This window comes from Streptomyces dryopteridis (assembly GCF_049606955.1).
GTDB lineage: Bacteria > Actinomycetota > Actinomycetes > Streptomycetales > Streptomycetaceae > Streptomyces.
In genome coordinates this window covers 5,006,080-5,028,409 of sequence record NZ_CP187113.1, presented here as the reverse complement: position 1 = coordinate 5,028,409, position 22,330 = coordinate 5,006,080, and the positions used below count along the sequence as shown (strand labels likewise).

Sequence of the window (22,330 nt, the reverse complement as noted above, 5' to 3'; positions counted from 1 at the left end):
TGTCCGCCGGAAACTCGCGCCGTCCCCGAGAGAGAACGACATGCCGCTGACCTCCCCCCGTCGCGCCGCCCTCGTCGACCAGGTGATCGCCCAGCTCCGGAACCAGATCACCACCGGTGAATGGCCGGTGGGATCGCGGATCCCGACCGAACCGGAACTCGTGGAGCTGCTGGGGGTGGCCCGCAACACCGTCCGCGAGGCCGTGCGCGCCCTGGCGCACAACGGGCTGCTGGACATCCGGCAGGGTTCGGGCACCTACGTGCTGGCCACCAGCGAGCTCGCCGGGGTGATGCACCGCCGGTTCGCGGGCGCCGACCCCCGGCACATCGCCGAGCTGCGCTCCACCCTGGAGTCCTCCGGGGCCCGGCTGGCCGCCGAGCGGCGCACCGAACGGGACCTCGCCCAGCTCGACGCGCTGCTCGCGCGTCGGGAGGAGGCGTGGTCGAGCGGGGACGCGGAGCTGTTCGTGGCGGCCGACGTGAGCCTGCACATGGCGGTGGTGGCGGCCTCGCACAACGAGGTGCTGATCGAGCTGTACGCCGACCTCGGCGATCTGGTCGCCGAGTGGCTGCGCACCGACGTGGGCACCGAGCTGACCCCGGCCGCGCACCTGGACCACGCCCGGCTGATCGAGGCGATCCGGCGCGGGGACGGGGACGCGGCGGCCTCCGAGGCGGCCGGCTACCCCTTCGTCTGCCTGCGCGACGGGGTGGCGGTGGTCCCGGCCGCGAGCTGAGGGTCAGTCCTGCCGGTGGTGGGTGACCCAGGCGGCCCGGACCTCTTTCCAGCAGCGGCCCAGCAGTCGGGTCCGGCCGGCGGGGAGGACGGCGGTGGCGGCGCTGTCGCCGTCCACGTCCCACCAGCGGTCGCACTCCACGTGCAGCCGGATCCGGTCGGTGTCCGGGTAGGGGTTGTGGCAGTCGGCGGCGACGGTGGAGCCGGTGACCACCACCGCGCAGTCGGCGCCGAACAGGCCCCCCGACGCGGGCCGGGGCGGTGGGGCCGGGGGTTCTGCGGGCGGGTCCACGGGCGGCCGGGCCCCGGGTTCGCGCAGGGCGTCCACCCGGGCGAGGTCGCCGTGGGCGGTGGCGCCCGCGAGGGCGGCGACCGCGCGCACGTCGGCCGGCGGGAGCGGCGGGTCGGTGGGCAGGACGGGGGCCACGAGGCCCGTCACCACCACCGCGCCCGCCAGGAGGGCCACCGCTCGTCCGGGCCTCGCGCGCACCCCGGCACCTCCTCGTCGTCGATCGCACGGGGCGGGGCCGGCGGACCGGATCCTCGCACCCTCCCTCAACTCGGCCAGTCTGACCGGGTTCGTCCCGGTTCACGACCCGGGGGGAGCCGGTCGGGCGTGCGTCCGAGCGAAGAAACGCGCGAGGGGCCGCGGGCGCCGGAACGTTCCGGTGCGCGCGGCCCCTCGGGACGCGGGGTGCGGGTGCGGTCAGGCGCCCACGGCGTGCAGACCGCCGTCGACGTGCACGATCTCGCCGGTGGTCTTGGGGAACCAGTCGGAGAGCAGCGCCACGATCGCCTTGCCGGTGGGCTCCGGGTCGGACATGTCCCACTCCATCGGGGAGCGGTGGTCCCAGACGGAGGCCAGCTCGCTGAAGCCGGGGATGGACTTGGCGGCCATGGAGCCGATCGGGCCGGCGGCGACCAGGTTGCAGCGGATGTTCTCCTTGCCCAGGTCGCGGGCGAGGTAGCGGCTGGTGGCCTCCAGCGCGGCCTTGGCCGGGCCCATCCAGTCGTACTGCGGCCAGGCGAACTTCGCGTCGAAGGTGAGGCCGACGACCGAGGCGCCCTCCGCCGGGAACAGCGGCTTGCAGGCCATGGTCAGGGACTTCAGGGAGAAGGCCGAGACGTGCATGGCGGTGGCCACGGACTCGAACGGGGTGTTGAGGAAGTTGCCGCCGAGGGCGTCCTGCGGGGCGAAGCCGATGGAGTGCACGACGCCGTCGAGGCCGCCGAGCTCGTCACGGACCACCTGCTCCAGGCGGGCGAGGTGCTCGTCGTTGGTGACGTCCAGCTCGATCACCTTGACCGGCTTCGGCAGCTTCTTCGCGATGCGCTCGGTCAGCGTGGGGCGCGGGAAGGCCGTGAGGATGATCTCGGCGCCCTGCTCCTGGGCGAGTCGCGCGGTGTGGAAGGCGATGGAGGACTCCATCAGCACACCCGTGACGAGGATGCGCTTGCCGGCGAGAATTCCACTCATGGTGATCAGTGACCCATGCCCAATCCGCCGTCAACGGGAATGACGGCTCCGGTGATGTACGAGGCGTCGTCGGACGCGAGGAAGCGGACCGCCGCGGCGATCTCCTCCGGCTGGGCGTAGCGCCCGAGCGGGACCTGGGAGACGATGCCGGCGCGCTGGTCGTCGCTGAGCACCTTCGTCATGTCGGTGTCCACGAAGCCGGGGGCGACGACGTTGAAGGTGATGTTGCGGGAACCGAGCTCGCGGGCGAGGGAGCGGGCGAAGCCCACCAGGGCGGCCTTGGAGGCGGCGTAGTTGGCCTGGCCCGCGGAGCCGAGGAGGCCGACCACGGAGGAGATGAGGACGACGCGGCCCTTCTTCGCGCGGAGCATGCCGCGGTTGGCGCGCTTGACGACGCGGAAGGTGCCGGTGAGGTTGGTGTCGAGGACCGACGTGAAGTCGTCCTCGGACATGCGCATGAGCAGGGTGTCCTTGGTGATGCCGGCGTTGGCCACCAGCACCTCGACGGGCCCGTGCCTCTCCTCGATCTCCTTGTACGCCCGCTCCACCTGCTCGGAGTCGGTGATGTCGCAGCGGACCGCGAGGACCCCCAGCTCGGTGAGGGCCTCCGGGGGCTCGCCCGAGCGGTAGGTGATCGCGACCTTGTCACCGGTGGTGACGAAGGCGCGGGCGATGGCGAGGCCGATGCCCCGGTTTCCTCCGGTGACGAGAACCGAGCGGCTCAACGGATCACCCTTTCGCTAGCAGTCTGGATACCGGAAACCTATCGGGCCGGTCGGGGTTCCGCAGAATCCGGCATCGACAGGGCGACACCCGGGTCTGTGTCGAATCCCTACAGAAAGGCCGGGGAAAACCGGGGTGGTCGGCGGGACCGGGCGTGGTTGACTTCCCCGTGCGAGTCTTCGGCACCGAGATCAGGAGAGTGAGGCCGCCCGTGGTCCACGGAATCGATCCGTCCTTCACCGCGCTGCCCTTGCGGGCCCTCGCGGACGCGGCCCTGGCCAGGGCGCGGGCCCTGGGGGCCACGCACGCGGACTTCCGGTTGGAGCGGATCCGCAGCGCCTCGTGGCGGTTGCGGGACGCCAAACCCGCGGGTGGTTCGGACACCACCGACCTCGGCTACGCGGTGCGCGTGGTGCACGAGGGCAGTTGGGGCTTCGCCTCGGGCGTGGACCTGACCATGGACGCCGCGGCACGGGTGGCCGGGCAGGCCGTGGCCATGGCGAAGCTGTCGGCGAAGGTGATCCGGGCGGCCGGCTCGGACGAGCGGGTGGAGCTGGCCGAGGAGCCGGTGCACGCCGACAAGGTGTGGGTCTCCTCCTACGAGGTGGACCCCTTCTCCGTGCCCGACGAGGAGAAGGCGGCGCTGCTCGCCGACCACAGCGCGCGCCTGTTGGCCGCCGACGGGGTCACGCACGTGGACGCCTCGCTGCTCGCCGTGCACGAGAACAAGTTCTACGCGGACACCGCGGGCACCTCCACCACCCAGCAGCGGGTGCGGGTGCACCCCCAGTTCACCGCGGTGTCGGTGGACGGCGCGGGCGGCGAGTTCGAGTCCATGCGCACGATCGCCCCGCCGGCCGGGCGCGGCTGGGAGTACCTGACGGGCACGGGCTGGGACTGGCACCGGGAGCTGGAGGAGATCCCGGGGCTGCTCGCGGAGAAGATGCGGGCGCCGAGCGTGACCGCGGGCCGCTACGACCTCGTGGTGGATCCCTCCAATCTGTGGCTGACCATCCACGAGTCGATCGGGCACGCCACCGAGCTGGACCGGGCGCTGGGCTACGAGGCCGCGTACGCGGGCACCTCGTTCGCGACCTTCGACAAGCTGGGTTCGCTGCGCTACGGCTCGCCGATCATGAACGTGACGGGCGACCGGACCGCGGAGCACGGGCTGGCGACGATCGGCTACGACGACGAGGGCGTCGAGGCCCAGTCCTGGGACCTGGTCAAGGACGGCACCCTGGTCGGCTACCAGCTCGACCGTCGGATCGCGGCGCTGACCGGCCTGGGCCGCTCCAACGGGTGCGCCTTCGCCGACTCCCCCGGTCACGTGCCGGTGCAGCGGATGGCGAACGTGTCCCTGGCCCCGGATCCGGGCGGGCTGTCCACGGAGGATCTGATCGGGGGCGTGGAGCGCGGGATCTACGTGGTCGGCGACCGGTCCTGGTCCATCGACATGCAGCGCTACAACTTCCAGTTCACCGGGCAGCGGTTCTACCGGATCGAGAACGGCCGGCTGGCCGGGCAGCTGCGGGACGTGGCCTACCAGGCGACCACCACGGACTTCTGGGGCTCGATGGAGAAGGTCGGCGGCCCGCAGACCTACGTGCTGGGCGGGGCCTTCAACTGCGGCAAGGCCCAGCCGGGGCAGGTCGCGGCGGTCTCCCACGGCTGCCCCTCGGCCCTGTTCCGCGACGTGAACATCCTCAACACCACCCAGGAGGCCGGACGCTGATGGCGACGAGTCACAAGCCGCACGAGATCGTCGAGCGGGCGCTGGAGCTGTCCACCGCCGACGGCTGCGTGGTGATCGCGGACGAGGAGTCGAGCGCGAACCTGCGGTGGGCGGGCAATGCCCTGACCACGAACGGGGTGACCCGGGGGCGGACGCTGACGGTGATCGCGACGGTGGACGGCAAGGAGGGCACGGCCTCGGCCGTGGTCTCGCGCGCGGCCGTCACCCGCGACGAGGTGGAGGGGCTGGTGCGGGCCGCCGAGGCGGCGGCGCGCACGGCGGCGCCGGCGGAGGACGCGCGGGAGCTGGTGTCCGGCGTGCCCGCGTCGGCCGATTTCACGGCGCCGCCCGCCGAGACCTCCTCCGCCGTGTTCGACGCGTTCGCGCCGGCCCTGGGCGCGGCGTTCGCGCGGGCCCGCGCGGGCGGGCGGGAGCTGTACGGCTTCGCCAACCACGAGCTGGTCTCCACCTACCTGGGCACCTCGACGGGCCTGCGGCTGCGGCACGACCAGCCCAACGGGACCCTGGAGGTCAACGCCAAGTCCCCGGACCGCTCGCGGTCGGCGTGGGCCGGACGGGCCACCCGGGACTTCGCGGACGTGGACCCGCTGGCCCTGGACGAGGAGCTGGCGGTCCGGCTGGGCTGGGCGGAGCGGAAGGTGGAGCTGCCGGCCGGCCGCTACGAGACCCTGCTGCCGCCGACCGCCGTCGCGGACCTGCTGATCTACCAGATGTGGTCGGCGGCGGCCCGGGACGCGGCCGAGGGCCGCACCGTGTTCTCCAAGCCGGGCGGCGGGACGCGGGTGGGCGAGCGGCTGTCGCCGTTGCCGTTGACCCTGCGCAGCGACCCGCGCGAGGCGGGCCTGGAGTCGGCGCCGTTCGTGATCGCGCACAGCTCGGGCGACGACGCGTCGGTGTTCGACAACGGGCTGCCGATCGGTCCCGTGGAGTGGATCGGCGACGGGGAGCTGAAGCGGCTCACCACCACCCGGCACAGCGCGGAGCTGACCGGGCTGCCGGTCTCCCCCGCGTTCGGGAACCTGGTGCTGGAGGCCGGGGGCGTGAAGTCCCTGGACGAGATGGTCGCCGGGCTCGGGCACGACGGTCCCGCGCTGCTGCTGACCTGCCTGTGGTACATCCGCGAGGTGGACCCGGCGACGCTGCTGCTGACCGGGCTGACCCGGGACGGGGTGTACGTGGTGGAGCGGGGCGAGGTGGTCGGCGCGGCCAACAACTTCCGCTTCAACGAGTCCCCCGTGGACCTGCTGTCGCGGGCGGTGGAGGCCGGGCGCACCGAGCGGACCCTGCCGCGCGAGTGGAACGACTGGTTCACGCGGACGGCGATGCCCGCGCTGCGGGTGCCGGACTTCAACATGAGTTCGGTGAGCCAGGGCGTCTGAGCCCGCCCGCTCCCGCCCCTCCCCCGGCCGTCCCCCGCGCCGCCTCGACACGTCGGGGCGGGGCGGGGGACGGGCCCGTTTAGACTGGTCGGACATCTGACCACACACCGAGGAGTCGAAAAGACCGTGACGGACATCGTCGACGAATTGAAGTGGCGCGGGCTGTTCGCCCAGTCCACCGACGAGGAAGCGCTCCGCAAGGCGTTCGCGGACGGTCCGGTCACGTTCTATTGCGGCTTCGACCCGACGGCGGCCTCCCTGCACGTGGGTCACCTCGTGCAGGTGCTCACCGTGCGCCGGCTCCAGCGGGCCGGGCACCGGCCGCTGGCGCTGGTCGGCGGGGCCACCGGCCAGATCGGCGACCCGCGCCCGACCGCCGAGCGCACCCTGAACGACCCCGAGACGGTCGCGAACTGGGTGAACCGGCTGCGCACGCAGATCGAGCCCTTCCTGTCCTTCGAGGGCGAGAACGCGGCCGTCATGGTCAACAACCTGGACTGGACGGCCGGCCTGTCGGCCATCGAGTTCCTGCGGGACATCGGCAAGCACTTCCGCGTCAACAAGATGCTGACCAAGGACTCCGTGGCCCGCCGGCTGGAGTCGCAGGAGGGCATCAGCTACACCGAGTTCAGCTACCAGCTCCTCCAGGGCATGGACTTCCTGGAGCTGTACCGGCGCTACGGCTGCACCCTCCAGCAGGGCGGCTCGGACCAGTGGGGCAACCTCGTGGCCGGCCTGGACCTGATCCACCGCCTGGAGCCGGGGGCGACCGCGCACGCGCTGGCCACCCCGCTGATGGTGAAGGCGGACGGCACCAAGTTCGGCAAGACCGAGGGCGGGGCCGTCTGGCTGGACCCGGAGATGACCACGCCGTACGCGTTCTACCAGTTCTGGCTGAACGTGGACGACCGGGACATCTCGACGTACATGCGGATCCTGTCCTTCAAGTCCGTCGAGGAGCTGACGGAGCTGGAGGCGCAGACCGCCGAGCGTCCGCAGGCCCGGGCGGCGCAGCGCGCGCTGGCCGAGGAGCTGACCGCGCTCGTGCACGGCCCCGCGCAGGCGGCCGCCGTGATCGCGGCGTCCAAGGCCCTGTTCGGGCAGGGCGACCTCGCCGAGCTGGACGAGGCCACGCTGGCGGCGGCCCTCTCCGAGCTGCCGCACGCGAAGGTCGCCGAGCTCGCGCCGGTGGTGGACCTGCTGGCCGAGACGGGCCTGGTGGCCAGCAAGTCGGCCGGGCGGCGCACGGTCAAGGAGGGCGGCGCGTACGTGAACAACGCGAAGGTCCTCTCCGAGGACGCGGTGCCGGAGGCCGGTGAGCTGCTGCACGGCCGCTGGCTGGTGCTGCGGCGCGGCAAGAAGAACCTGGCGGCGGTCGAGGTCACCGGCTGACCCGTCGTCCACGCGCAAGAAGGGGCCGGTCCCGGACGTGAAGTCCGGGACCGGCCCCTTCGCCGTCGCCGCGCCCTACACCGTGCGCCGGTTGCCCCGCAGGGCCAGGTAGACCATGTCGCCGAGGCCGACGATCACGACGGCGCCCGCGAGCTGGAGCAGGTGCCTGATCCAGTCCACGCCCCGGGTGTCGTGGACCCCGATCCACCCGGCGACCGCGTTGCCGAGGACCCCGCCGATGATGCCGAAGATGACGGTCAGCCAGAGCGGCTGGTGCTGTCTGCCGGGCAGGATCGCCCGGGCGATCAGACCCAGGACCAGTCCGACGATGATCGCCCACAACCAGTGCATGTCGCCTCCTCAGGGCGCGGTGTGCGCACGTGGGCCCAGTCTCGACCGGATGGACGTACTCCGCATGTCGGACAGGTCCGTTCGGGGGGCACCCGCCCTCCCCCGTCCGGCGGGCACCGCGTACCGTGAAGGGGCCCGGGATCCGGTCCCGGCGGTGGATTTTTGGTGGTGGGACAGTGCCAGGGACGAAACGGAACGGCGCCGGTCAGGCCCAGGTCTTCAGGATCACCGGGGCCCGGATGGGCCTGGACGAGGACGTGCGGGGCCGGCAGCGGCGCTACGTGATCTCGATGCTCATCCGCACGGTCGCGGTCATCGCGACGGTGGTGTTGTGGGACGTGCAGCGCATCGTGGCGATCGTGGCCCTCGCGGCGGGCGTGCTGCTGCCGTACATCGCGGTGGTGATCGCGAACGCGGGACGGGAGTCGACCCCCCACCTGCCCTCGACCTTCGTGCCGCCGCCGACCCGTCCGATGCTCGGGACGGGAAACCTCAAGGAAAGCTCAGAGCAATCCTGACGATTGGCTGCACCGGGACGGGTCCCCCGTGCCATACTGCCTACGCGCTCCGCATCCCCCGTCGGAGCGACAGTCCGACGCCGGGCAGCTCCCCCCGTGGCTGCCCGGCGTCGTCGTGTCCGGATCCCGGAACGGGGTCGGGGCGGGGCGGTCGGGGCGGGGCGGTCGGGGCGCGGGTTTCGTAGGGTGGAGTGCGTGAACTCCCCCGATACCGGCGCCGGCTTCCTGTTCGGCGCCCCCAGCGAGCACCCCGAGGACCCGATCTGTTCCGGCAAGGGCTGTCGTGCCCCGGCCGTGTGGGTGCTGGCGTGGAACAACCCGAAGCTGCACGCGCCCGAGCGGCGCAAGACCTGGCTCTCGTGCGCGGAGCACCGCGAACACCTGACGAAGTTCCTCGGGATCCGCGGGTTCCTCAAGGACGTGGTGCCCCTGGCCGAGTGGTCCCCGCCGCCGGGCTCGGAGCGGCCCGCGCCCGGCGCCTGAGCCCCCCTCCCCCGCGATCCCGGTACGCCGAGAGCCGGGCACCCCTCGCGGATCGCGGGGGTGCCCGGCTCTCGGGCGTGCGGGAGTCGGCGCTCAGCCGCCGATCGCCGACATCGGCCGGTCGGGCTGGAGGAAGCTCGGGTCGTCGAGGCCGGAGCCGGCCTTCTTGCCCCACATGGCGACCTTCCACAGCCGGGCGATCTCCTCGTCCGGGGCGCCCGAGCGCAGGGCCGCGCGCAGGTCGGACTCCTCGGTGGCGAACAGGCAGGTGCGGATCTGGCCGTCGGCGGTGAGCCGGGTGCGGTCGCAGGCCCCGCAGAAGGGGCGGGTCACGGAGGCGATGACGCCGACGGTGGCGGGGCCGCCGTCCACGATCCAGCGTTCGGCGGGGGCCGTGCCGCGTTCCTCGGCGCCCTCCTCGGTCAGCTCGAAGCGGGTCCGCAGGGAGGCGAGGATGTCACCGGCGGTGATCATGCCCTCGCGCTTCCAGCCGTGCTGCGCGTCCAGCGGCATCTGCTCGATGAAGCGGAGCTCGTACTCGTTCTCCACGGCCCAGGCGAGCAGATCGGGGGCCTCGTCCTCGTTGAGGCCGGGCATCAGGACGGCGTTGACCTTGACGGGGGTCAGCCCCGCGTCGCGGGCGGCGGCCATGCCGGCGATGACGTCCTTGTGCCGGTCGCGGCGGGTGAGGGTCTTGAAGACCTCGGGCCGCAGGGTGTCCAGGGAGACGTTGACGCGGTCGAGGCCGGCGGCCTTGAGGGCGCTCGCGGTGCGGGCCAGGCCGATGCCGTTGGTGGTCAGCGACATCCGGGGCCGGGGTTCGAGGGCGGCGCAGCGCTCCACGATCCCGACGAGGCCGGGACGGAGCAGGGGCTCACCGCCCGTGAAGCGGACGTCCGTGATCCCGAGGTGGGTGACGGCGATGTCGATCAGCCGGACGATCTCGTCGTCGGTGAGCAGGTCGCTCTTCCCCAGCCACTGCAGGCCCTCCTCGGGCATGCAGTAGGTGCACCGCAGGTTGCACCGGTCGGTGAGTGAGACCCGCAGGTCGGTGGCCGTGCGGCCGAAGGTGTCGATGAGCACGGGTGGCCCCCTCCCTGGTCCGATTCGTCGAAGGTCGCGCGCTGTATTCGAGCCTACGCGACCGGACGGGTGGGACGGGGTGCCGGAACGGACGAGACGCGACGTGGCCGCGTCGTAGGGACGTACGACGCGGCCACGGAAGGTGTTCGGACGATTTCAGTGCGCGCCTGTTCCGGTGAGGGAGCGCACCTCCAGCTCGGCGTACTTGGCGGCGTCCGGCTCCTCCTTGGACAGGAGGGTGCCGAGCCAGCCGAGGAGGAAACCGAGGGGGATGGAGATGATGCCGGGGTTCTCCAGGGGGAACCAGTGGAAGTCGACGCCCTTGAACATGGAGGTCTTGGGGTTGCCGGAGACCACGGGCGAGAACAGCACGAGGACCACGGAGGAGATCAGGCCGCCGTAGATGGACCACAGGGCGCCCTGGGTGGTGAACCGCTTCCAGAAGAGGCTGTAGAGGATCGTCGGGAGGTTGGCGGAGGCGGCCACGGCGAAGGCCAGGGCGACCAGCCCGGCCACGTTCAGGTCGCGGGCCAGGGCGCCGAGGCCGATGGCGACGGCGCCGATGGCCACCGTGGACCAGCGGGCCGCCCGGACCTCCTCCTTCTCGGTGGCCTCGCCCTTGCGGATCACGTTCACGTACAGGTCGTGGGCGAAGGAGGAGGACGAGGCGAGGGTGAGGCCGGCGACCACGGCGAGGATGGTGGCGAAGGCCACGGCGGAGATCACGGAGAGCAGGATCGCGCCGCCGGTGGTGCCGGCCCCGCCGCCGAGTTCCTCGGCCAGCATGGGGGCGGCGGTGGTGCCGGCGGGGTTGGAGTCGGTGATGGCCTTGGGGCTGAGCAGGGCCGCGGCGCCGAAGCCGAGCACGATGGTCATCAGGTAGAAGGCGCCGATGATGCCGATGGCCCAGTTCACGGACTTCCGGGCGGCCTGGGCGGTGGGCACCGTGTAGAAGCGGATCAGGATGTGCGGTAGTCCGGCGGTGCCCAGGACGAGGGCGATGCCCAGCGAGATGAAGTCCAGCTTCGAGGTGCCGGTGAGCCCGTACTTGAGGCCGGGTTCGAGGAAGGCGGAGCCGTGGCCGCTGTTCTCGGCGGCCTTGCCCAGCAGGGAGGAGATGTTGAAGTCGAACTTCCACAGCACCAGGAAGGTGATGAGGAGGGTGCCGGCGATGAGGAGGACGGCCTTGACCATCTGCACCCAGGTGGTGCCCTTCATGCCGCCGATGGTGACGTAGGCGATCATCAGGACGCCGACGAGGGCGACCACGCCGATCTGTCCGGCCTCGCTGGTGATGCCCAGCAGCAGGGAGACCAGGACGCCCGCGCCGGCCATCTGGGCCAGCAGGTAGAAGATCGACACGACGATGGTGGAGGTGCCGGCGGCGGTGCGCACGGGCCGCTGCCGCATCCGGTAGGCCAGCACGTCGCCCATGGTGTAGCGGCCGGAGTTGCGCAGCGGCTCGGCGACCAGGAGCAGGGCGACGAGCCAGGCGACGAGGAAGCCGATGGAGTAGAGGAAGCCGTCGTAGCCCTTGAGGGCGATGATGCCCGCGATGCCGAGGAAGGACGCGGCGGACATGTAGTCGCCGGAGATGGCCAGGCCGTTCTGGAAGCCGGTGAAGCCTCGGCCGCCGGCGTAGAAGTCGGCGGCGTCCCGGGTCTGCCGGCCGGCCCAGATCGTGATGCCGAGAGTGGCCAGCACGAAGAGTCCGAACAGGGTGATGACCAGGGGGCGTTCGTCGGCGCCGACCGCCAGCACGAGGGTGGGGGCGTTGCTCATTCTCCGGCCTCCAGGCGGGACTTGATGGCCTCGGCCTTGGGGTCGAGGGAGCGGGCGGCGTGCCGGGAGTACCACCACGCGATGAGGAAGGTGGTGGCGAACTGGGCGAGGCCGAACACGAGGGCGACGTTGACGTTGCCGACGAGCTTGGTGCCCATGAAGCCGCCCGCGTAGTTCGAGAGCAGCACGTAGAGCAGGTACCAGGCCACGAAGGCCACGGTGAGGGGGAACGCGAAGGAGCGGTGGGCGCGGCGGAGTTCGGCGAACTCCGCACTGGCCTGGACCCGCTGGAAATCCTCCGGCGTGGGCGGCGCGGGGGGCGGCGGTGACGCGGCTTCGGGGGACACGGGCGACTCTCCTCGCTGGGGCGGGCAGGCAGGTGTGCGGGGGCAGTCGGGCCGCCGCCGGTGTTCGTGAGGGGACGGCGTGGGGGTCCCCCTTGTCAACGGCACGGGCCGGGGCGCGGACCGGTTCACCTCGGCGGGTGAAGGAGATGGGCCGAGCGGCGATCAGCGGTGAAAAGAGGGTGATCGGATGTGGTCGCGACCGTGGCGCGCGGTGCTGCGAAACCGCTAGTTTCGCGTGTCATGTACGCGTCCGACGCAATCGGCGTTCGGACGGATTTTTCGCGGATGATCCGGAGACCCCATGACTCATCTCGGAAACGGCCGCCGGCGGCTGACGGTCCCCCTCGGGCTGGCCCTCACCGCCTCGCTCGCCTTCCTCCCCGCCGTCGGGGCCTCGGCCGCCCCGCAGGGGACGACGGCGGGCTCGGGGACGGCCGCCGCGCCGGCCGCGAACCGGGCGACCGGCCCGCTGCTCAGCTACGTCGCCAACCTCACGGCGTACGGCACGGCGGCGCAGGCCCGCAAGGCGATCACCCGCGCCGGCGGCACCGTCGTGATCGCGCACGAGAGGATCGGCGTGGTCGTGGCCCGCTCGGACAATCCCGAGTTCGCCCGGACCCTGCGCGCCGACAAGCGCCTGTTCGTGTCGGTGGGCGCGACCCGCACCGCCCCGTTGCAGGCCGTGCAGACCACGGAGGAGGGCAGCACGGTCCGGTTGACGGCCGCCGAGGCCGCCCGGTCCGCCGCGAAGGCCACGCCCGGCCAGGAGCCGCTGGAGCCCAACCAGTGGGACCTGCGGGCCATCAAGGCCGACCAGGCGCAGAAGATCGACGACGGCAGCCGCCGGGTCACCGTCGGCGTGATCGACACGGGCGTGGACGACACCCACCCCGACCTCGCGCCGAACTTCTCCAAGGGCCAGTCCGCGAACTGCGTGGGCGGGGTGCCCGACACCACCGAGGGCGCCTGGCGGCCCTACCCGGACGGCAGCGACCACGGCACCCACGTGGCCGGCACGATCGCCGCCGCGCGGGACGGGGCCGGCATCGCCGGGGTCGCGCCCGGGGTGAGGGTCTCCGCGATCAAGGTGAGCGAGCCCACCACCAGCCTCTTCTACACCGAGGCCGTGGTCTGCGCCTTCATGTTCGCGGCGGACAAGGGCATCGCCGTCACGAACAACTCGTACTACGTGGACCCCTGGTACTTCAACTGCAAGACCGATGACGACCAGAAGGCCCTGGTGGAGGCCCTGACCCGGGCGAGCCGCTACGCCGAGCGCAAGGGCGTGCTCAACGTGGCCGCCGCCGGCAACGAGAACTGGGACCTGTCCGCGGACCGGATCCTGGACAACACCAGCCCCGACGACGGCACCCCGGTGCCCCGCGAGATCGACCCGAAGGTCTGCCTGGACCTGCCGACCCAGCTGCCGGGCGTGGTCACCGTGACCGCCACCGGGGACAAGGGCCTGCGCTCGTACTACTCCAGCTACGGGCTCGGCGTCGCCGACGTGGCCGCCCCGGGCGGCGACAAGTGGCAGATCCCGGCCACCCCGGACGCCAACGGGCGGATCCTGTCCACCCTCCCGGGCGGCGGCTACGGCTACAAGCAGGGCACCTCGATGGCCACCCCGCACGTGGTGGGCGTCGCGGCCCTGCTCAAGAGCCGGCACCCGAACGCCTCGCCCGCGCAGCTCCAGGCCCTGCTGAAGGCGCAGGCCACGCGGACCGGCTGCCCCACGCAGATCTACGACGCCTCCGGCGCCCTGATCGACGCGGTCACCTGCGAGGCCAAGTGGGGGCAGACGGGCTACTACGGGGCCGGCGTGGTCGACGCCCTGAAGGCCGTCAAGTGACCCGCTGAGCGGGCCGGTACGGGGCCCCGTGTCCGCGCTGTCCGCGGGCGCGGGGCTCAGGGGGTGATGAGGACCTTCAGGGCGCTGCGGTCGTCCATCGCGCGGTAGCCCTCGGGGACCTCGGCGAGGGTGACGGCGCGGTCGAAGACGGGAGCCGGGTCGATGATCCCGTCGAGCACGTCGCCGAGGAGCTCGGGCAGGTAGGCGCGGACCGGGGCGACCCCGCCGCGCAGCGAGATGTTCCGGTCGAACATGACCCCGAGGTCCAGGCCGGTGCCGCTGCCGTGGGGCACGCCCACGTAGCCGATGGAGCCGCCGTCGCGGGTGATGTTCAGGGCGGTGCGCATGGACTGCTCGGTGCCGACGGCCTCGATCACGGCGTGCGCGCCGGCGCCGCCGGTCAGCTCGCGCACGGCGGCCTCGGCGGCCTCCCCGCGTTCGGCGACCACGTCGGTGGCGCCGAAGGAGCGGGCGATGTCGGTGCGGGCGGTGTGCCGGCCGAGCGCGATGATCCGCTCGGCGCCCAGCCGCTTGGCGGCCAGCACCCCGCACAGGCCGACCGCGCCGTCGCCGACCACGGCCACGGTGGAGCCGGGGCGCACGCCCGCGCCGAGGGCGGCGTGGTGGCCGGTGCCCATCACGTCGGAGAGGGCGAGCAGCGAGGTCAGCAGCCGGTCGTCGGAGGCCGCGTCGGCGGGCAGTCGGACCAGGGTGCCGTCGGCCTGCGGGACGCGCACGGCCTCGCCCTGCCCGCCGTCGAAACCGACCGAGCCCCAGAAGCCGCCGCGCACGCAGGAGGTGTGCAGGCCCTCGACGCAGTACGCGCAGGTGCCGCAGGACCACATGAAGGGGGCCACGACGAGGTCGCCGACGCGGACGCCGCCGACGTCGGCGCCGATCTCCTCGACGATGCCGAGGAACTCGTGGCCGATCCGCTGGCCGGGCTCGCGCCGGGCCTCGCCCCGGTAGGCCCAGAGGTCGCTGCCGCAGATGCAGGCGCGCAGGACGCGGACCACGGCGTCGCCGGGGGCGGATATCGCGGCGTCGGGCACCTCCTCCACGCGGATGTCGTGCGGGGCGTGGATGACGGTGGCGCGCATAGGGGGGTGGTCCTTCGGTGGTTCAGACAGCAGGTCGTGCCGTGGTGGCTCGTGCCGCGGTGACGGCCTCCCCACCGTACGCCTGTTCGCCGGCGAGCACTCCCCGGGTCAGCAGGAGCTGGGCCGCGAGGTACGTGGCCATGATCCAGAAGTCGGGTCGGGGGGCCTGCGGCCACTGGGCCACGCCGGTGGCGATGAGGGTGTCGGAGAGCAGGAACAGGGCCCCGCCGATCCCGGCGGCGCGCCCGAGGGCGGCCGAACGCCAGGCCATCGCGGTCAGCAGCAGGCTGTACCCGGCCACCGGGACCCGCAGCTCGGGCGGCAGGTCCGGCCAGAGCAGCACGAGGGTGCCGACGAGGGCCGGGGCGTAGCCGAGGGCGAGCCGGCGGTCGGTGCGGCGGCCGCGGAAGAGCAGCAGCCAGCAGACGTGGCCGAGGGCGAAGGAGCCCATGCCGAGGAGGAAGGCGGGGTCGGCGTCGAAGAGCAGGGCCACGTCCCCGCCCCAGCCGAAGGCGAGGGCCGCGAGCAGGAGCCGGGGGGCGCCGAGGGCGGCGGCGTGCGCGGCCAGCAGCGGCATCAGGAGGGGCTTGAACAGGGGGTGGCCGGGGCTCCAGCCCAGGAGCAGGGAGCCGAGGTCGGCGGCGGCCGCGAGGGCGAAGGCGATCAGGGCGGCGCGGGCGACGCGCTCGCGGCGGGCGGACCGGGGCGGGACGAGGGGACGGGGCCGGGGACGGGGGCTCACGCGGCGGGCTCGGCGGGCTCGGCGGGACGGACGGCGGGCGCGGCCTCGGGAGCGGGCGCGGGCACGCTCTCGGCGGCGGGCGCGGGCTTCGCGGTCGGTTGCCAGCCGGGGCCGCGCAGCACCCGGCCGAAGCCCTCGCGGGCGCTCGTGGCGGCCCGCAGGTCGCGGGCGATGGCGGCGTACTCGTGGGTGGCCACGCGCAGCGGGTTGTGGGTGTCGATGTTCTTGGTGAGGCCGTACTCGGGTCGGACGGTCTCGCCGACCCAGGAGCCGAACATCCGGTCCCAGACGATCAGGATCCCGCCGAAGTTGCGGTCCAGGTAGCCGCCTTGGGAGGCGTGGTGGACGCGGTGGTGGGAGGGGGTGTTGAGGACGTACTCGAAGGGGCGCGGCAGCCGGCCGATGCGTTCGGTGTGGATCCAGAACTGGTAGAGCAGGTTGACGGAGTAGCAGAAGGCGATCAGCGCGGGGTGCACGCCCAGCAGGATCAGCGGCAGGTAGAAGGGCCAGGAGGTGACGCTGGTCCAGGGCTGGCGCAGGGCGGTGCTGAGGTTGAACTTGCGGCTGCTGTGGTGCACGACGTGGCAGGCCCACAGGATGCGGACCACGTGGTGGCCGCGGTGCTGCCAGTAGTAGCAGAAGTCCTGGGCGAGCAGGATGAGCGGGAAGGTCCACCAGAGCAGCGGCACCCGCAGCGGGGTGAGCTCGTACACGAAGGTGTAGACGGCGACGACCGGGATCTTCCACAGGGCGTCGAAGGCGAGGCTGCCCAGGCCCATGCCCAGGCTGGTGGCGGTGTCCTTGGTCTCGTAGCCGGCGGCGTCCTCGTCGGGATGGAGTCGGTGCGCCACCATCTCGATGACGGTGAGCAGCACGAAGGCCGGCACGGACCACAGCACGACGTCGGGCAGATTGGACATGGGGGCACCATAGGGCGGCCCCGCGGGCCGACGGAAGAGGTTGTTACCGATCGGTATTCCCGACCGCCACCCGGAAGTTACCGACGGTAGCCCAAACGGGGCGAAGCGGGCCCCGGACGGGCGGCGCGACACCGGGGAGAGTGCCGCGCCGCCCACCCGCCCCGGTCACCAGACCCGGACGGAGCCCCCCTTGGCGAAGGCCGGGCTGGTGGCGTCGGCCGGGGCCTCGGTCAGGGGCCGCGCGACCTCCGAGACCAGCGGCCCGCACCGCTCGGCGATCTTGTCGAGGGCCGGCAGGTCGAAGCCGTAGACCCGGGCGGCGTTCCCGCCGACCATCGCGGCCACCTCCTCGCGGGGCAGGCCCGCGTAGGCCACCCGCAGGGCCTCGCGGGTGTAGGGGGCGGTGCCCTCGTCGTGGGGGTAGTCGCTGCCCCACATGATCTTGTCGAGGCCGATCAGGTCCCGCAGCGGCACCTCGTGCGGGCGCATGAAGCTGGCCCCGACGAAGCAGTTCTCCCGCCACACCTCGCTGGGCGGGGCCCCCATGGACTCGGCCAGTCCGGCGCCGAACTTGGACTCGGCGGTGGCCGCGCGGGTGGCCGCCCCGACCAGTCGGCCGTGGTAGTAGTCCAGCATCCGCAGCACGCCCGGGATCCAGCCGGAGCCCTGTTCGGTGAGCACGAGCCGGAGGTCGGGGTGACGGCGGAAGGCCCCGCCGAACACCAGGTGCCACAGGGCGCGGTGGGAGAACCAGGTGGTCTCCACCATGAACACGGCGCGGGCCGCCGGTTCCTCGCCGAGCGGCGGGGAGGCGGAGCCGCCGTGGTGGTTGACGGGCACGTCGAGTTCGGCGCACACGGCCCAGATCGGGTCGTACGCCTCGGAGTACAGCTCGGGCACGCTGGAGCCGGGCGGCACCCCGGGCAGCAGGATCCCGCCGGTGAGCCCGGCCTCGCGGCCCCGGCGGATCTCGGCGACGGCGGCGTCCACGTCGTTGAGCAGGATCTGGATGATGCCGGCGCGCCGGCCGGGGGCGTCCCGGCAGAACTCGGCCAGCCACCGGTTGTGGGCCTGCAGACCCGCCCAGCGCAGTTCGTACTCGGCGCGGGTGGGCGGCTGGGCCATCAGGGCGGCCTTGGGGAAGAACGGCGGGATGGTGTTGGGGAACACCACCTCGGCGACGATGCCGTCCGCCTCCAGTTCGGCGAGCCGGCGGGCCGAGTTCCAGTTGCGGTCGGCGGTGTCGGCGAGGAGGTCCTCGTAGGGGTTGACGTACGTGGCCGCCCAGGCGTCGAACTCCTCGTGCAGTCGGCGTTCCAGGTAGGGCTTGTAGTCGAGGAGGTCGGCGCCGGCGTGGCAGTCGGCGGAGATCACCGTGTACCGGTCCGCGCCGGCCCTCGCGTCGGCGTTCACCGGTCGGCCCCCAGGACGGGGAAGTCGGAGCCGGTGAGCCAGTGCCGGCCGGTCTCGCGGGAGCGGGCCCAGGAGGCGGTGACGGCGGCCTGGTCGGCGGGCTGGCCGAGGTCGGCGGGGGTGGGGCCGATCCGGCGGGCGATCGGGGCCAGGGCCTCGGTGTCGAAGCCGAACACCTCGGCGGCGGCCAGGCCGAGCATTCGGCGGGTCTCGTCCACGGGGATGTCGTGGAAGGTGTTCCGCAGCCAGGTGCGGGTGTTGGGCCAGGTGCCCTCGGGGTGCGGGAAGTCCGAGCCCCAGAGGATGTTGTCGACGCCGATCTCGTAGCGCTGCGCGAGCTCGCGGCGCTTGGTGTTGGTGGCGCAGACGAACACCTGCCGGTCCACGTACTCACTGGGCGGGCGGCGCAGTTCGGCGAAGGGCGAGAGCTTCTTGCCGCCGTGCGCGCCGAGGTAGAGCCGGTCCATGAACCACAGCAGGTTGGGCAGCCACCAGCAGCCGGACTCGGCGACCCCGAACCTCAGCCCGGGGTGCCGCTCGAAGACCCCCGACCAGAGCAGGAACCACAGCGGGCGGGCGGGCCACCAGGTGACCTCGGAGACGTAGATGCCGAGGTGCTCGCCGTACTCGTGGCGGGGCGCGGCCCCGGAGTGGGTGAGGATCGGCATGGCGGTCTCGGCGGCGGCGGCCCAGATCGGGTCGTAGCGCCGGTCGTGGTAGGGCGCCTGGTCCACCCACATGGAGGGGATCATGAGGGCGCCGAGCCCGGACTCCTTGGCGCGGTGGATCTCGGCGACCACGGCCTTCGGGTCGGCGGTGATCGGCAGCAGCGCGACCCCGCGGTGCCGCTCGGGGTTCTCGGAGACGAACTCGGCGAGCCAGCGGTTGTGGGCTTGGGCGCCGGCCATGCCGAGGGCCGGGTCCTGGTCGCCGGAGAGGCCGAGGCCGACGCCGAAGGGGGCCGCGGTCTGGCTGTCCACGGCGTCGGCGTCGGGGAAGACCACCTCGGCGGCGACCCCGTCCCCGTCGAGCTCCTTGAGGCGTTGGCCGGTGTCCCAGCCGCCGCGCAGCCCCTCCTCGTGGTCGTGGAACCACTTCTCGGCGAACGCCTCGTTGCGGATCCCGAGCCGGGTGGCCTCGGCGCGGCGGGCGTCGCGCTCGCCGAGGAAGGCGTCGAACTCGCGGTGGAAGCGGGGGTCGAGGTAGGGCCGGTAGCGCTCGGTGGGCAGTCCGGCGTGGCAGTCGGAGGAGATGATCAGGTAGGGGTCCTCGGGACCCGCGGGGAGGTCGGGTTGTGCCGTCACGGTCCTGCTCCCTATCGGTCGAGGATGAACTGTTCGAGGTACCCGGGGTTGGCGCGGTCCAACATGGACCGGCTGCGGGCCCGGATCTGGCGGTCGCTGTGCTCGCTGTCGGGGAGCATCCAGAAGCGGTCGGCGCGGATGCCGTCCACGACGTGCTCGGCGACCTCCTCGACGGGCGTGAACTCGACCTCGTGGCCGGCGTCCTTCATGGCCCGCTCGTACTGGTCGAGCGAGCGGTAGGGGCTGCGGCGCGGGCGTTCCTTGGCGTAGCGCTCGGGCCGGTTGCGGTGCGACTCCCACAGCCCGGTGCGCAGCATGTGCGGTCCGGGGAAGAGGACGGAGGCGCCGACGGAGGCGCCCTCGGCCTTGAGGTGGGCGTAGAGGGACTCGGTCATGGTGACCACGGCCGCCTTGGTGACGGCGTACACGGAGGCGGTGGGCAGCGGGGCGATGCCGCCGTCGCCGGAGGAGGTGTTGACCACGTGCCCGGGGGCGCCGCCGGCGATCATGCGGGGCACGAACGCCTGGATGCCGTGGAAGACGCCCCACACGTTGACGGAGAAGGCCCATTTCCAGTCGTTGGGCTCGTGCTCCCACATCCGGCCCTCGGCGCCGGAGCCGACCCCGGCGTTGTTGCACAGCACGTGCACGGCGCCGAACGCGTCGTAGGCGGCGTCGGCCAGCGCGAGGACGGAGTCGCGCTCGGAGACGTCCACGCGGTGCGCGAGGACCTCGGCGCCCTCGGCCCGCAGTTCCTCGGCCGCGCGCTCCAGGGCCGCGGCCTCCACGTCGGCGAGGACCACGCGCAGGCCCTCGGCGGCGAAGCGGCGGGCCATCGCCAGGCCGATGCCGCTCGCGGCGCCGGTGACGACGGCGGTCTGTCCGGGTTCGAGTCGCATCACACGCTCCCCTCGGGCGGCCCGTCGAGGATCTGCTGCGGGTCGTCGTAGCGCTGGTGGATGAACGGGAGCAGGGCCTGGGCGCTGACGCGTTCGGCGACGCGGCCCTTCTGGTCGGTGGTCTTCTCGCCGATGGTGATCTCGACGAGCCGGCGCACGGGGAGGTCGGCGACCGGGTCGTACATGGACTCGCGGAGCACCACGTCGCCGGTGATCCGCTCCAGCCTGCGGACCTTCTCCTCACGGGTGACGTGCACGAGGACGGGGTCCGCGTCGAAGCCCCGGCCGTCCACGGCGGGCAGGAACTTGAAGTAGAAGTCGGTCTTCACGGTGGTCTCGGGCAGCGGCAGCGCCTCGGACACGGCGCCGCGCACCTCCACGAAGGCGATGCCGTGCCGGGCCAGGGCGGCGCGCACGACGAGGCCCTCGCGGTCCACCGTGACCTCGCCGAGCTTCTTCGGCTCGCCGAAGACCTCGCGGCCCCCGATCAGGGCCCGCTCGTGGCTCATCGGCATGACCAGCGGGTACCAGCCCTCGACCCCGCCGTGCCGGGCGGCCACGGCCACGGAGCCGGCGCCGAGCGGGTAGCCGGGCAGGTCCACGGCGCTGATGTTGGCCCGGACCAGGGGGCGTTCGGCGGGCTTGAGGGGCGGTGGCAGCACGGCCGCCACCACGGCCGGGTCGGTCTCCCAGACGGCCACCACGCCGGTGGACCAGATGTCGGGGAGCTTGGTGCTCTTCTCGCGCGCGGCCGAGATCTCGGCCTCGGTGCGCGCTCCGTACCGTACGCGTGCCATGGGGATCCACCTTTCACCGGTGTGGTTCCGAGCCCCCGCGACGGGGTGTCTGTAACACAGTTACACCGACGGCGATGAAGGGTAAATACCGCTTCACACACCGATTCTGACGATTACTCAGAGAATTCGGTGCCGAATCGATCCGGGGGACACCGATGCCGCGCACCACGCTCACCCGCGAGGACGTGCTCGACCGGGCCGCCGCCCTGGTCAAGGCCGAGGGCCCCGGCGCCCTCACCATGCGCCGCCTCTCCGCCGACCTCGGCACCGCCGTCACCTCCATCTACTGGCACGTCGGCAACCGGGAGCGCCTGCTGGAGGCCCTGGTGGAACGGACGGTCGCCGAGATGGGCGCCGTCCGGGCCCGGGGCCGCACCCCCGTCGAACGGGTGCTGTCGGTGGCCCGCGCCCTGCGCCGCGAGGTGCACGCCCACCCGCACCTGATCGCGATGGTCCACGAACGCGGCCTGACCGAGCGCATGTTCCTGCCCGCGCAGCGTGCCCTGGCGCACGAGCTGCACGCGGCCGGGCTGCGCGGGGCGCGGGCGGCGGACGCGGTGCGGGCGGTGCAGTTCCAGATCGTGGGCTTCGTGCTGGTGGAGCGCAGCCGCGAGCGCTCCCCCGCGCACACGGCCGGCGAGGGCGCGCTGTGGGAGGAGGCGCAGGGCCCCGAGGACCCGGCGCTCTCCCGCGCCCTGGCCCGCCCGGCCCGACCCGACCGGCTGTTCGCGCTCTCGGTGCGGGCCCTGGTCACGGCCCTGATCACGGACCCGGACGTGCCCCCGGCGGGCTGACCCCCGGACCTCCGGCCGACGGCGGGAGGCGTGCTCGCGTGCGCGCAGGAGGAACCCGCCCGGCGGCGCCGGGGGGGCGTGGGGCGTTTCACCCCGGGGGACCCCTCGGCATCCCTGTCGCGAGTCCGACCGAGGGTCGAACCGGGGGTCGGGAGGGATTCGGGCCGAAGGTCCCGGACCCGGCCGGCGAACGTGCGTCCGGGGCCCTCCGCTTCCCGCGCCGGCCCGGCGAGCGGCCCCCACACCTCGCCGACCGGATCCTCGCCGGCCTCGACCCCGACGGCCCGGACCTCCCGCCCGCGCCCCCGACCGGCCCCCAAGACCCCGACGGGCCGCCCCCGTTCCGCGCCGGGACGCCGGGCGGCCCCCTGCCCGAGGGCGCGCGCGGGCCGGCGCAGCGCACGTTCCCCGAGCCGGCCGGCCGGCAGCCGGGACCGCTGCCGCCGACCCCGGAGGGCCTCCTCGCGGGGCCCGGCCGAGGCC

22 protein-coding genes are annotated in these 22,330 nt (G+C 73.0%); 8 read left to right on the top strand and 14 right to left on the bottom strand.

Going from position 1 to position 22,330, the window contains the following annotated elements:
• Positions 1 to 40: 40 nt before the first annotated feature.
• Positions 41 to 736, top strand: coding sequence for a FadR/GntR family transcriptional regulator (locus ACN20G_RS21520; protein ID WP_424214443.1), 696 nt, complete (start codon positions 41 to 43; stop codon positions 734 to 736).
• A gap of 3 nt (positions 737 to 739) precedes the next feature.
• Here ACN20G_RS21520 and ACN20G_RS21515 read toward each other — a convergent pair whose 3' ends face one another.
• From ACN20G_RS21515 to fabG, 3 genes are all read right to left on the bottom strand, one after another.
• Positions 740 to 1,225 (bottom strand): hypothetical protein, encoded by a 486-nt coding sequence (locus ACN20G_RS21515; RefSeq protein WP_424214442.1) that lies wholly within the window; start codon positions 1,223 to 1,225, stop codon positions 740 to 742.
• Between the two features lie 216 nt (positions 1,226 to 1,441).
• Positions 1,442 to 2,212 carry an enoyl-ACP reductase FabI gene (fabI, locus tag ACN20G_RS21510; RefSeq protein WP_424214441.1) on the bottom strand — a complete coding sequence of 257 codons (771 nt, stop codon included), beginning with the start codon at positions 2,210 to 2,212 and terminating at the stop codon, positions 1,442 to 1,444.
• 5 nt (positions 2,213 to 2,217) lie between these two features.
• Positions 2,218 to 2,937 (bottom strand): 3-oxoacyl-[acyl-carrier-protein] reductase, encoded by a 720-nt coding sequence (gene fabG / locus ACN20G_RS21505; RefSeq protein WP_424214440.1) that lies wholly within the window; start codon positions 2,935 to 2,937, stop codon positions 2,218 to 2,220.
• 209 nt (positions 2,938 to 3,146) lie between these two features.
• Between fabG and ACN20G_RS21500 the strand changes: the two genes are divergently transcribed.
• The 3 genes from ACN20G_RS21500 (at position 3,147) to tyrS (ending at position 7,462) form a co-directional block, all read left to right on the top strand.
• Positions 3,147 to 4,670, top strand: a complete 1,524-nt coding sequence (locus ACN20G_RS21500; protein WP_424214439.1) for a TldD/PmbA family protein — start codon at positions 3,147 to 3,149, stop codon at positions 4,668 to 4,670.
• Positions 4,670 to 6,070 carry a metallopeptidase TldD-related protein gene (locus ACN20G_RS21495; RefSeq protein WP_424214438.1) on the top strand — a complete coding sequence of 467 codons (1,401 nt, stop codon included), beginning with the start codon at positions 4,670 to 4,672 and terminating at the stop codon, positions 6,068 to 6,070. Before ACN20G_RS21500 ends, ACN20G_RS21495 begins: the two co-directional genes overlap by 1 nt.
• Positions 6,071 to 6,196: 126 nt before the next feature.
• The gene (tyrS, locus tag ACN20G_RS21490; protein WP_424214437.1) at positions 6,197 to 7,462 is read left to right on the top strand and encodes a tyrosine--tRNA ligase; all 1,266 of its coding nucleotides are present in this window, start codon (positions 6,197 to 6,199) and stop codon (positions 7,460 to 7,462) included.
• A gap of 75 nt (positions 7,463 to 7,537) precedes the next feature.
• Here tyrS and ACN20G_RS21485 read toward each other — a convergent pair whose 3' ends face one another.
• Positions 7,538 to 7,813 carry a GlsB/YeaQ/YmgE family stress response membrane protein gene (locus ACN20G_RS21485; RefSeq protein WP_424214436.1) on the bottom strand — a complete coding sequence of 92 codons (276 nt, stop codon included), beginning with the start codon at positions 7,811 to 7,813 and terminating at the stop codon, positions 7,538 to 7,540.
• A 176-nt stretch (positions 7,814 to 7,989) separates the two neighbouring features.
• Between ACN20G_RS21485 and ACN20G_RS21480 the strand changes: the two genes are divergently transcribed.
• Together ACN20G_RS21480 and ACN20G_RS21475 are read left to right on the top strand one after the other, a co-directional pair.
• Positions 7,990 to 8,331, top strand: coding sequence for a DUF3099 domain-containing protein (locus ACN20G_RS21480; protein ID WP_424214435.1), 342 nt, complete (start codon positions 7,990 to 7,992; stop codon positions 8,329 to 8,331).
• A 195-nt stretch (positions 8,332 to 8,526) separates the two neighbouring features.
• Positions 8,527 to 8,814 (top strand): hypothetical protein, encoded by a 288-nt coding sequence (locus ACN20G_RS21475; RefSeq protein WP_424214434.1) that lies wholly within the window; start codon positions 8,527 to 8,529, stop codon positions 8,812 to 8,814.
• Positions 8,815 to 8,907: 93 nt separating this feature from the next.
• Here ACN20G_RS21475 and moaA read toward each other — a convergent pair whose 3' ends face one another.
• From moaA to ACN20G_RS21460, 3 genes are all read right to left on the bottom strand, one after another.
• Positions 8,908 to 9,897: a GTP 3',8-cyclase MoaA gene (gene moaA, locus ACN20G_RS21470; RefSeq protein ID WP_424214433.1), complete on the bottom strand. Its 990-nt coding sequence runs from the start codon at positions 9,895 to 9,897 to the stop codon at positions 8,908 to 8,910.
• A 156-nt stretch (positions 9,898 to 10,053) separates the two neighbouring features.
• On the bottom strand, positions 10,054 to 11,679 hold the full coding sequence (locus ACN20G_RS21465; protein WP_424214432.1) for a solute symporter family protein: 1,626 nt from the start codon (positions 11,677 to 11,679) through the stop codon (positions 10,054 to 10,056).
• Positions 11,676 to 12,026 (bottom strand): DUF485 domain-containing protein, encoded by a 351-nt coding sequence (locus tag ACN20G_RS21460; protein ID WP_424214431.1) that lies wholly within the window; start codon positions 12,024 to 12,026, stop codon positions 11,676 to 11,678. The genes ACN20G_RS21465 and ACN20G_RS21460 overlap by 4 nt, the downstream gene beginning before the upstream one ends.
• Positions 12,027 to 12,327: 301 nt before the next feature.
• On the opposite strand from ACN20G_RS21460, the gene ACN20G_RS21455 reads away from it, so the two are divergent.
• Positions 12,328 to 13,878 carry a S8 family serine peptidase gene (locus ACN20G_RS21455; protein ID WP_424214430.1) on the top strand — a complete coding sequence of 517 codons (1,551 nt, stop codon included), beginning with the start codon at positions 12,328 to 12,330 and terminating at the stop codon, positions 13,876 to 13,878.
• A gap of 56 nt (positions 13,879 to 13,934) precedes the next feature.
• Here the strand turns inward: ACN20G_RS21455 and ACN20G_RS21450 are convergent, their stop codons facing one another.
• From ACN20G_RS21450 to ACN20G_RS21420, 7 genes are all read right to left on the bottom strand, one after another.
• Positions 13,935 to 14,978: a zinc-dependent alcohol dehydrogenase family protein gene (locus ACN20G_RS21450; protein ID WP_424214429.1), complete on the bottom strand. Its 1,044-nt coding sequence runs from the start codon at positions 14,976 to 14,978 to the stop codon at positions 13,935 to 13,937.
• A 22-nt stretch (positions 14,979 to 15,000) separates the two neighbouring features.
• A complete protein-coding gene (locus ACN20G_RS21445) occupies positions 15,001 to 15,720 on the bottom strand; it encodes a lysoplasmalogenase (RefSeq protein WP_424214428.1) in 720 nt (239 codons plus the stop codon).
• On the bottom strand, positions 15,717 to 16,640 hold the full coding sequence (locus tag ACN20G_RS21440; protein WP_424214427.1) for a sterol desaturase family protein: 924 nt from the start codon (positions 16,638 to 16,640) through the stop codon (positions 15,717 to 15,719). The genes ACN20G_RS21445 and ACN20G_RS21440 overlap by 4 nt, the downstream gene beginning before the upstream one ends.
• A gap of 165 nt (positions 16,641 to 16,805) precedes the next feature.
• Positions 16,806 to 18,053, bottom strand: a complete 1,248-nt coding sequence (locus ACN20G_RS21435) for an amidohydrolase family protein (protein ID WP_424214426.1) — start codon at positions 18,051 to 18,053, stop codon at positions 16,806 to 16,808.
• Positions 18,050 to 19,357, bottom strand: a complete 1,308-nt coding sequence (locus tag ACN20G_RS21430) for an amidohydrolase family protein (RefSeq protein ID WP_424214425.1) — start codon at positions 19,355 to 19,357, stop codon at positions 18,050 to 18,052. Before ACN20G_RS21430 ends, ACN20G_RS21435 begins: the two co-directional genes overlap by 4 nt.
• 11 nt (positions 19,358 to 19,368) lie before the next feature.
• A complete protein-coding gene (locus ACN20G_RS21425; RefSeq protein ID WP_424214424.1) occupies positions 19,369 to 20,256 on the bottom strand; it encodes an SDR family NAD(P)-dependent oxidoreductase in 888 nt (295 codons plus the stop codon).
• The gene (locus ACN20G_RS21420; RefSeq protein WP_424214423.1) at positions 20,256 to 21,053 is read right to left on the bottom strand and encodes an acetoacetate decarboxylase family protein; all 798 of its coding nucleotides are present in this window, start codon (positions 21,051 to 21,053) and stop codon (positions 20,256 to 20,258) included. The genes ACN20G_RS21425 and ACN20G_RS21420 overlap by 1 nt, the downstream gene beginning before the upstream one ends.
• Positions 21,054 to 21,208: 155 nt before the next feature.
• Between ACN20G_RS21420 and ACN20G_RS21415 the strand changes: the two genes are divergently transcribed.
• Positions 21,209 to 21,847 carry a TetR/AcrR family transcriptional regulator gene (locus tag ACN20G_RS21415; protein WP_424214422.1) on the top strand — a complete coding sequence of 213 codons (639 nt, stop codon included), beginning with the start codon at positions 21,209 to 21,211 and terminating at the stop codon, positions 21,845 to 21,847.
• Positions 21,848 to 22,330: the final 483 nt, after the last annotated feature.

Excerpts from the sequence above, each read along its gene's own strand:
- ACN20G_RS21520 (WP_424214443.1), top strand. The coding sequence starts at position 41 with ATGCCGCTGACCTCCCCCCGTCGCGCCGCCCTCGTCGACCAGGTGATC.
- fabI (WP_424214441.1), bottom strand. The coding sequence starts at position 2,212 with ATGAGTGGAATTCTCGCCGGCAAGCGCATCCTCGTCACGGGTGTGCTG.
- ACN20G_RS21495 (WP_424214438.1), top strand. The coding sequence starts at position 4,670 with ATGGCGACGAGTCACAAGCCGCACGAGATCGTCGAGCGGGCGCTGGAG.
- ACN20G_RS21485 (WP_424214436.1), bottom strand. The coding sequence starts at position 7,813 with ATGCACTGGTTGTGGGCGATCATCGTCGGACTGGTCCTGGGTCTGATC.
- ACN20G_RS21465 (WP_424214432.1), bottom strand. The coding sequence starts at position 11,679 with ATGAGCAACGCCCCCACCCTCGTGCTGGCGGTCGGCGCCGACGAACGC.
- ACN20G_RS21455 (WP_424214430.1), top strand. The coding sequence starts at position 12,328 with ATGACTCATCTCGGAAACGGCCGCCGGCGGCTGACGGTCCCCCTCGGG.
- ACN20G_RS21450 (WP_424214429.1), bottom strand. The coding sequence starts at position 14,978 with ATGCGCGCCACCGTCATCCACGCCCCGCACGACATCCGCGTGGAGGAG.
- ACN20G_RS21440 (WP_424214427.1), bottom strand. The coding sequence starts at position 16,640 with ATGTCCAATCTGCCCGACGTCGTGCTGTGGTCCGTGCCGGCCTTCGTG.
- ACN20G_RS21425 (WP_424214424.1), bottom strand. The coding sequence starts at position 20,256 with ATGCGACTCGAACCCGGACAGACCGCCGTCGTCACCGGCGCCGCGAGC.
- ACN20G_RS21420 (WP_424214423.1), bottom strand. The coding sequence starts at position 21,053 with ATGGCACGCGTACGGTACGGAGCGCGCACCGAGGCCGAGATCTCGGCC.
- ACN20G_RS21415 (WP_424214422.1), top strand. The coding sequence starts at position 21,209 with ATGCCGCGCACCACGCTCACCCGCGAGGACGTGCTCGACCGGGCCGCC.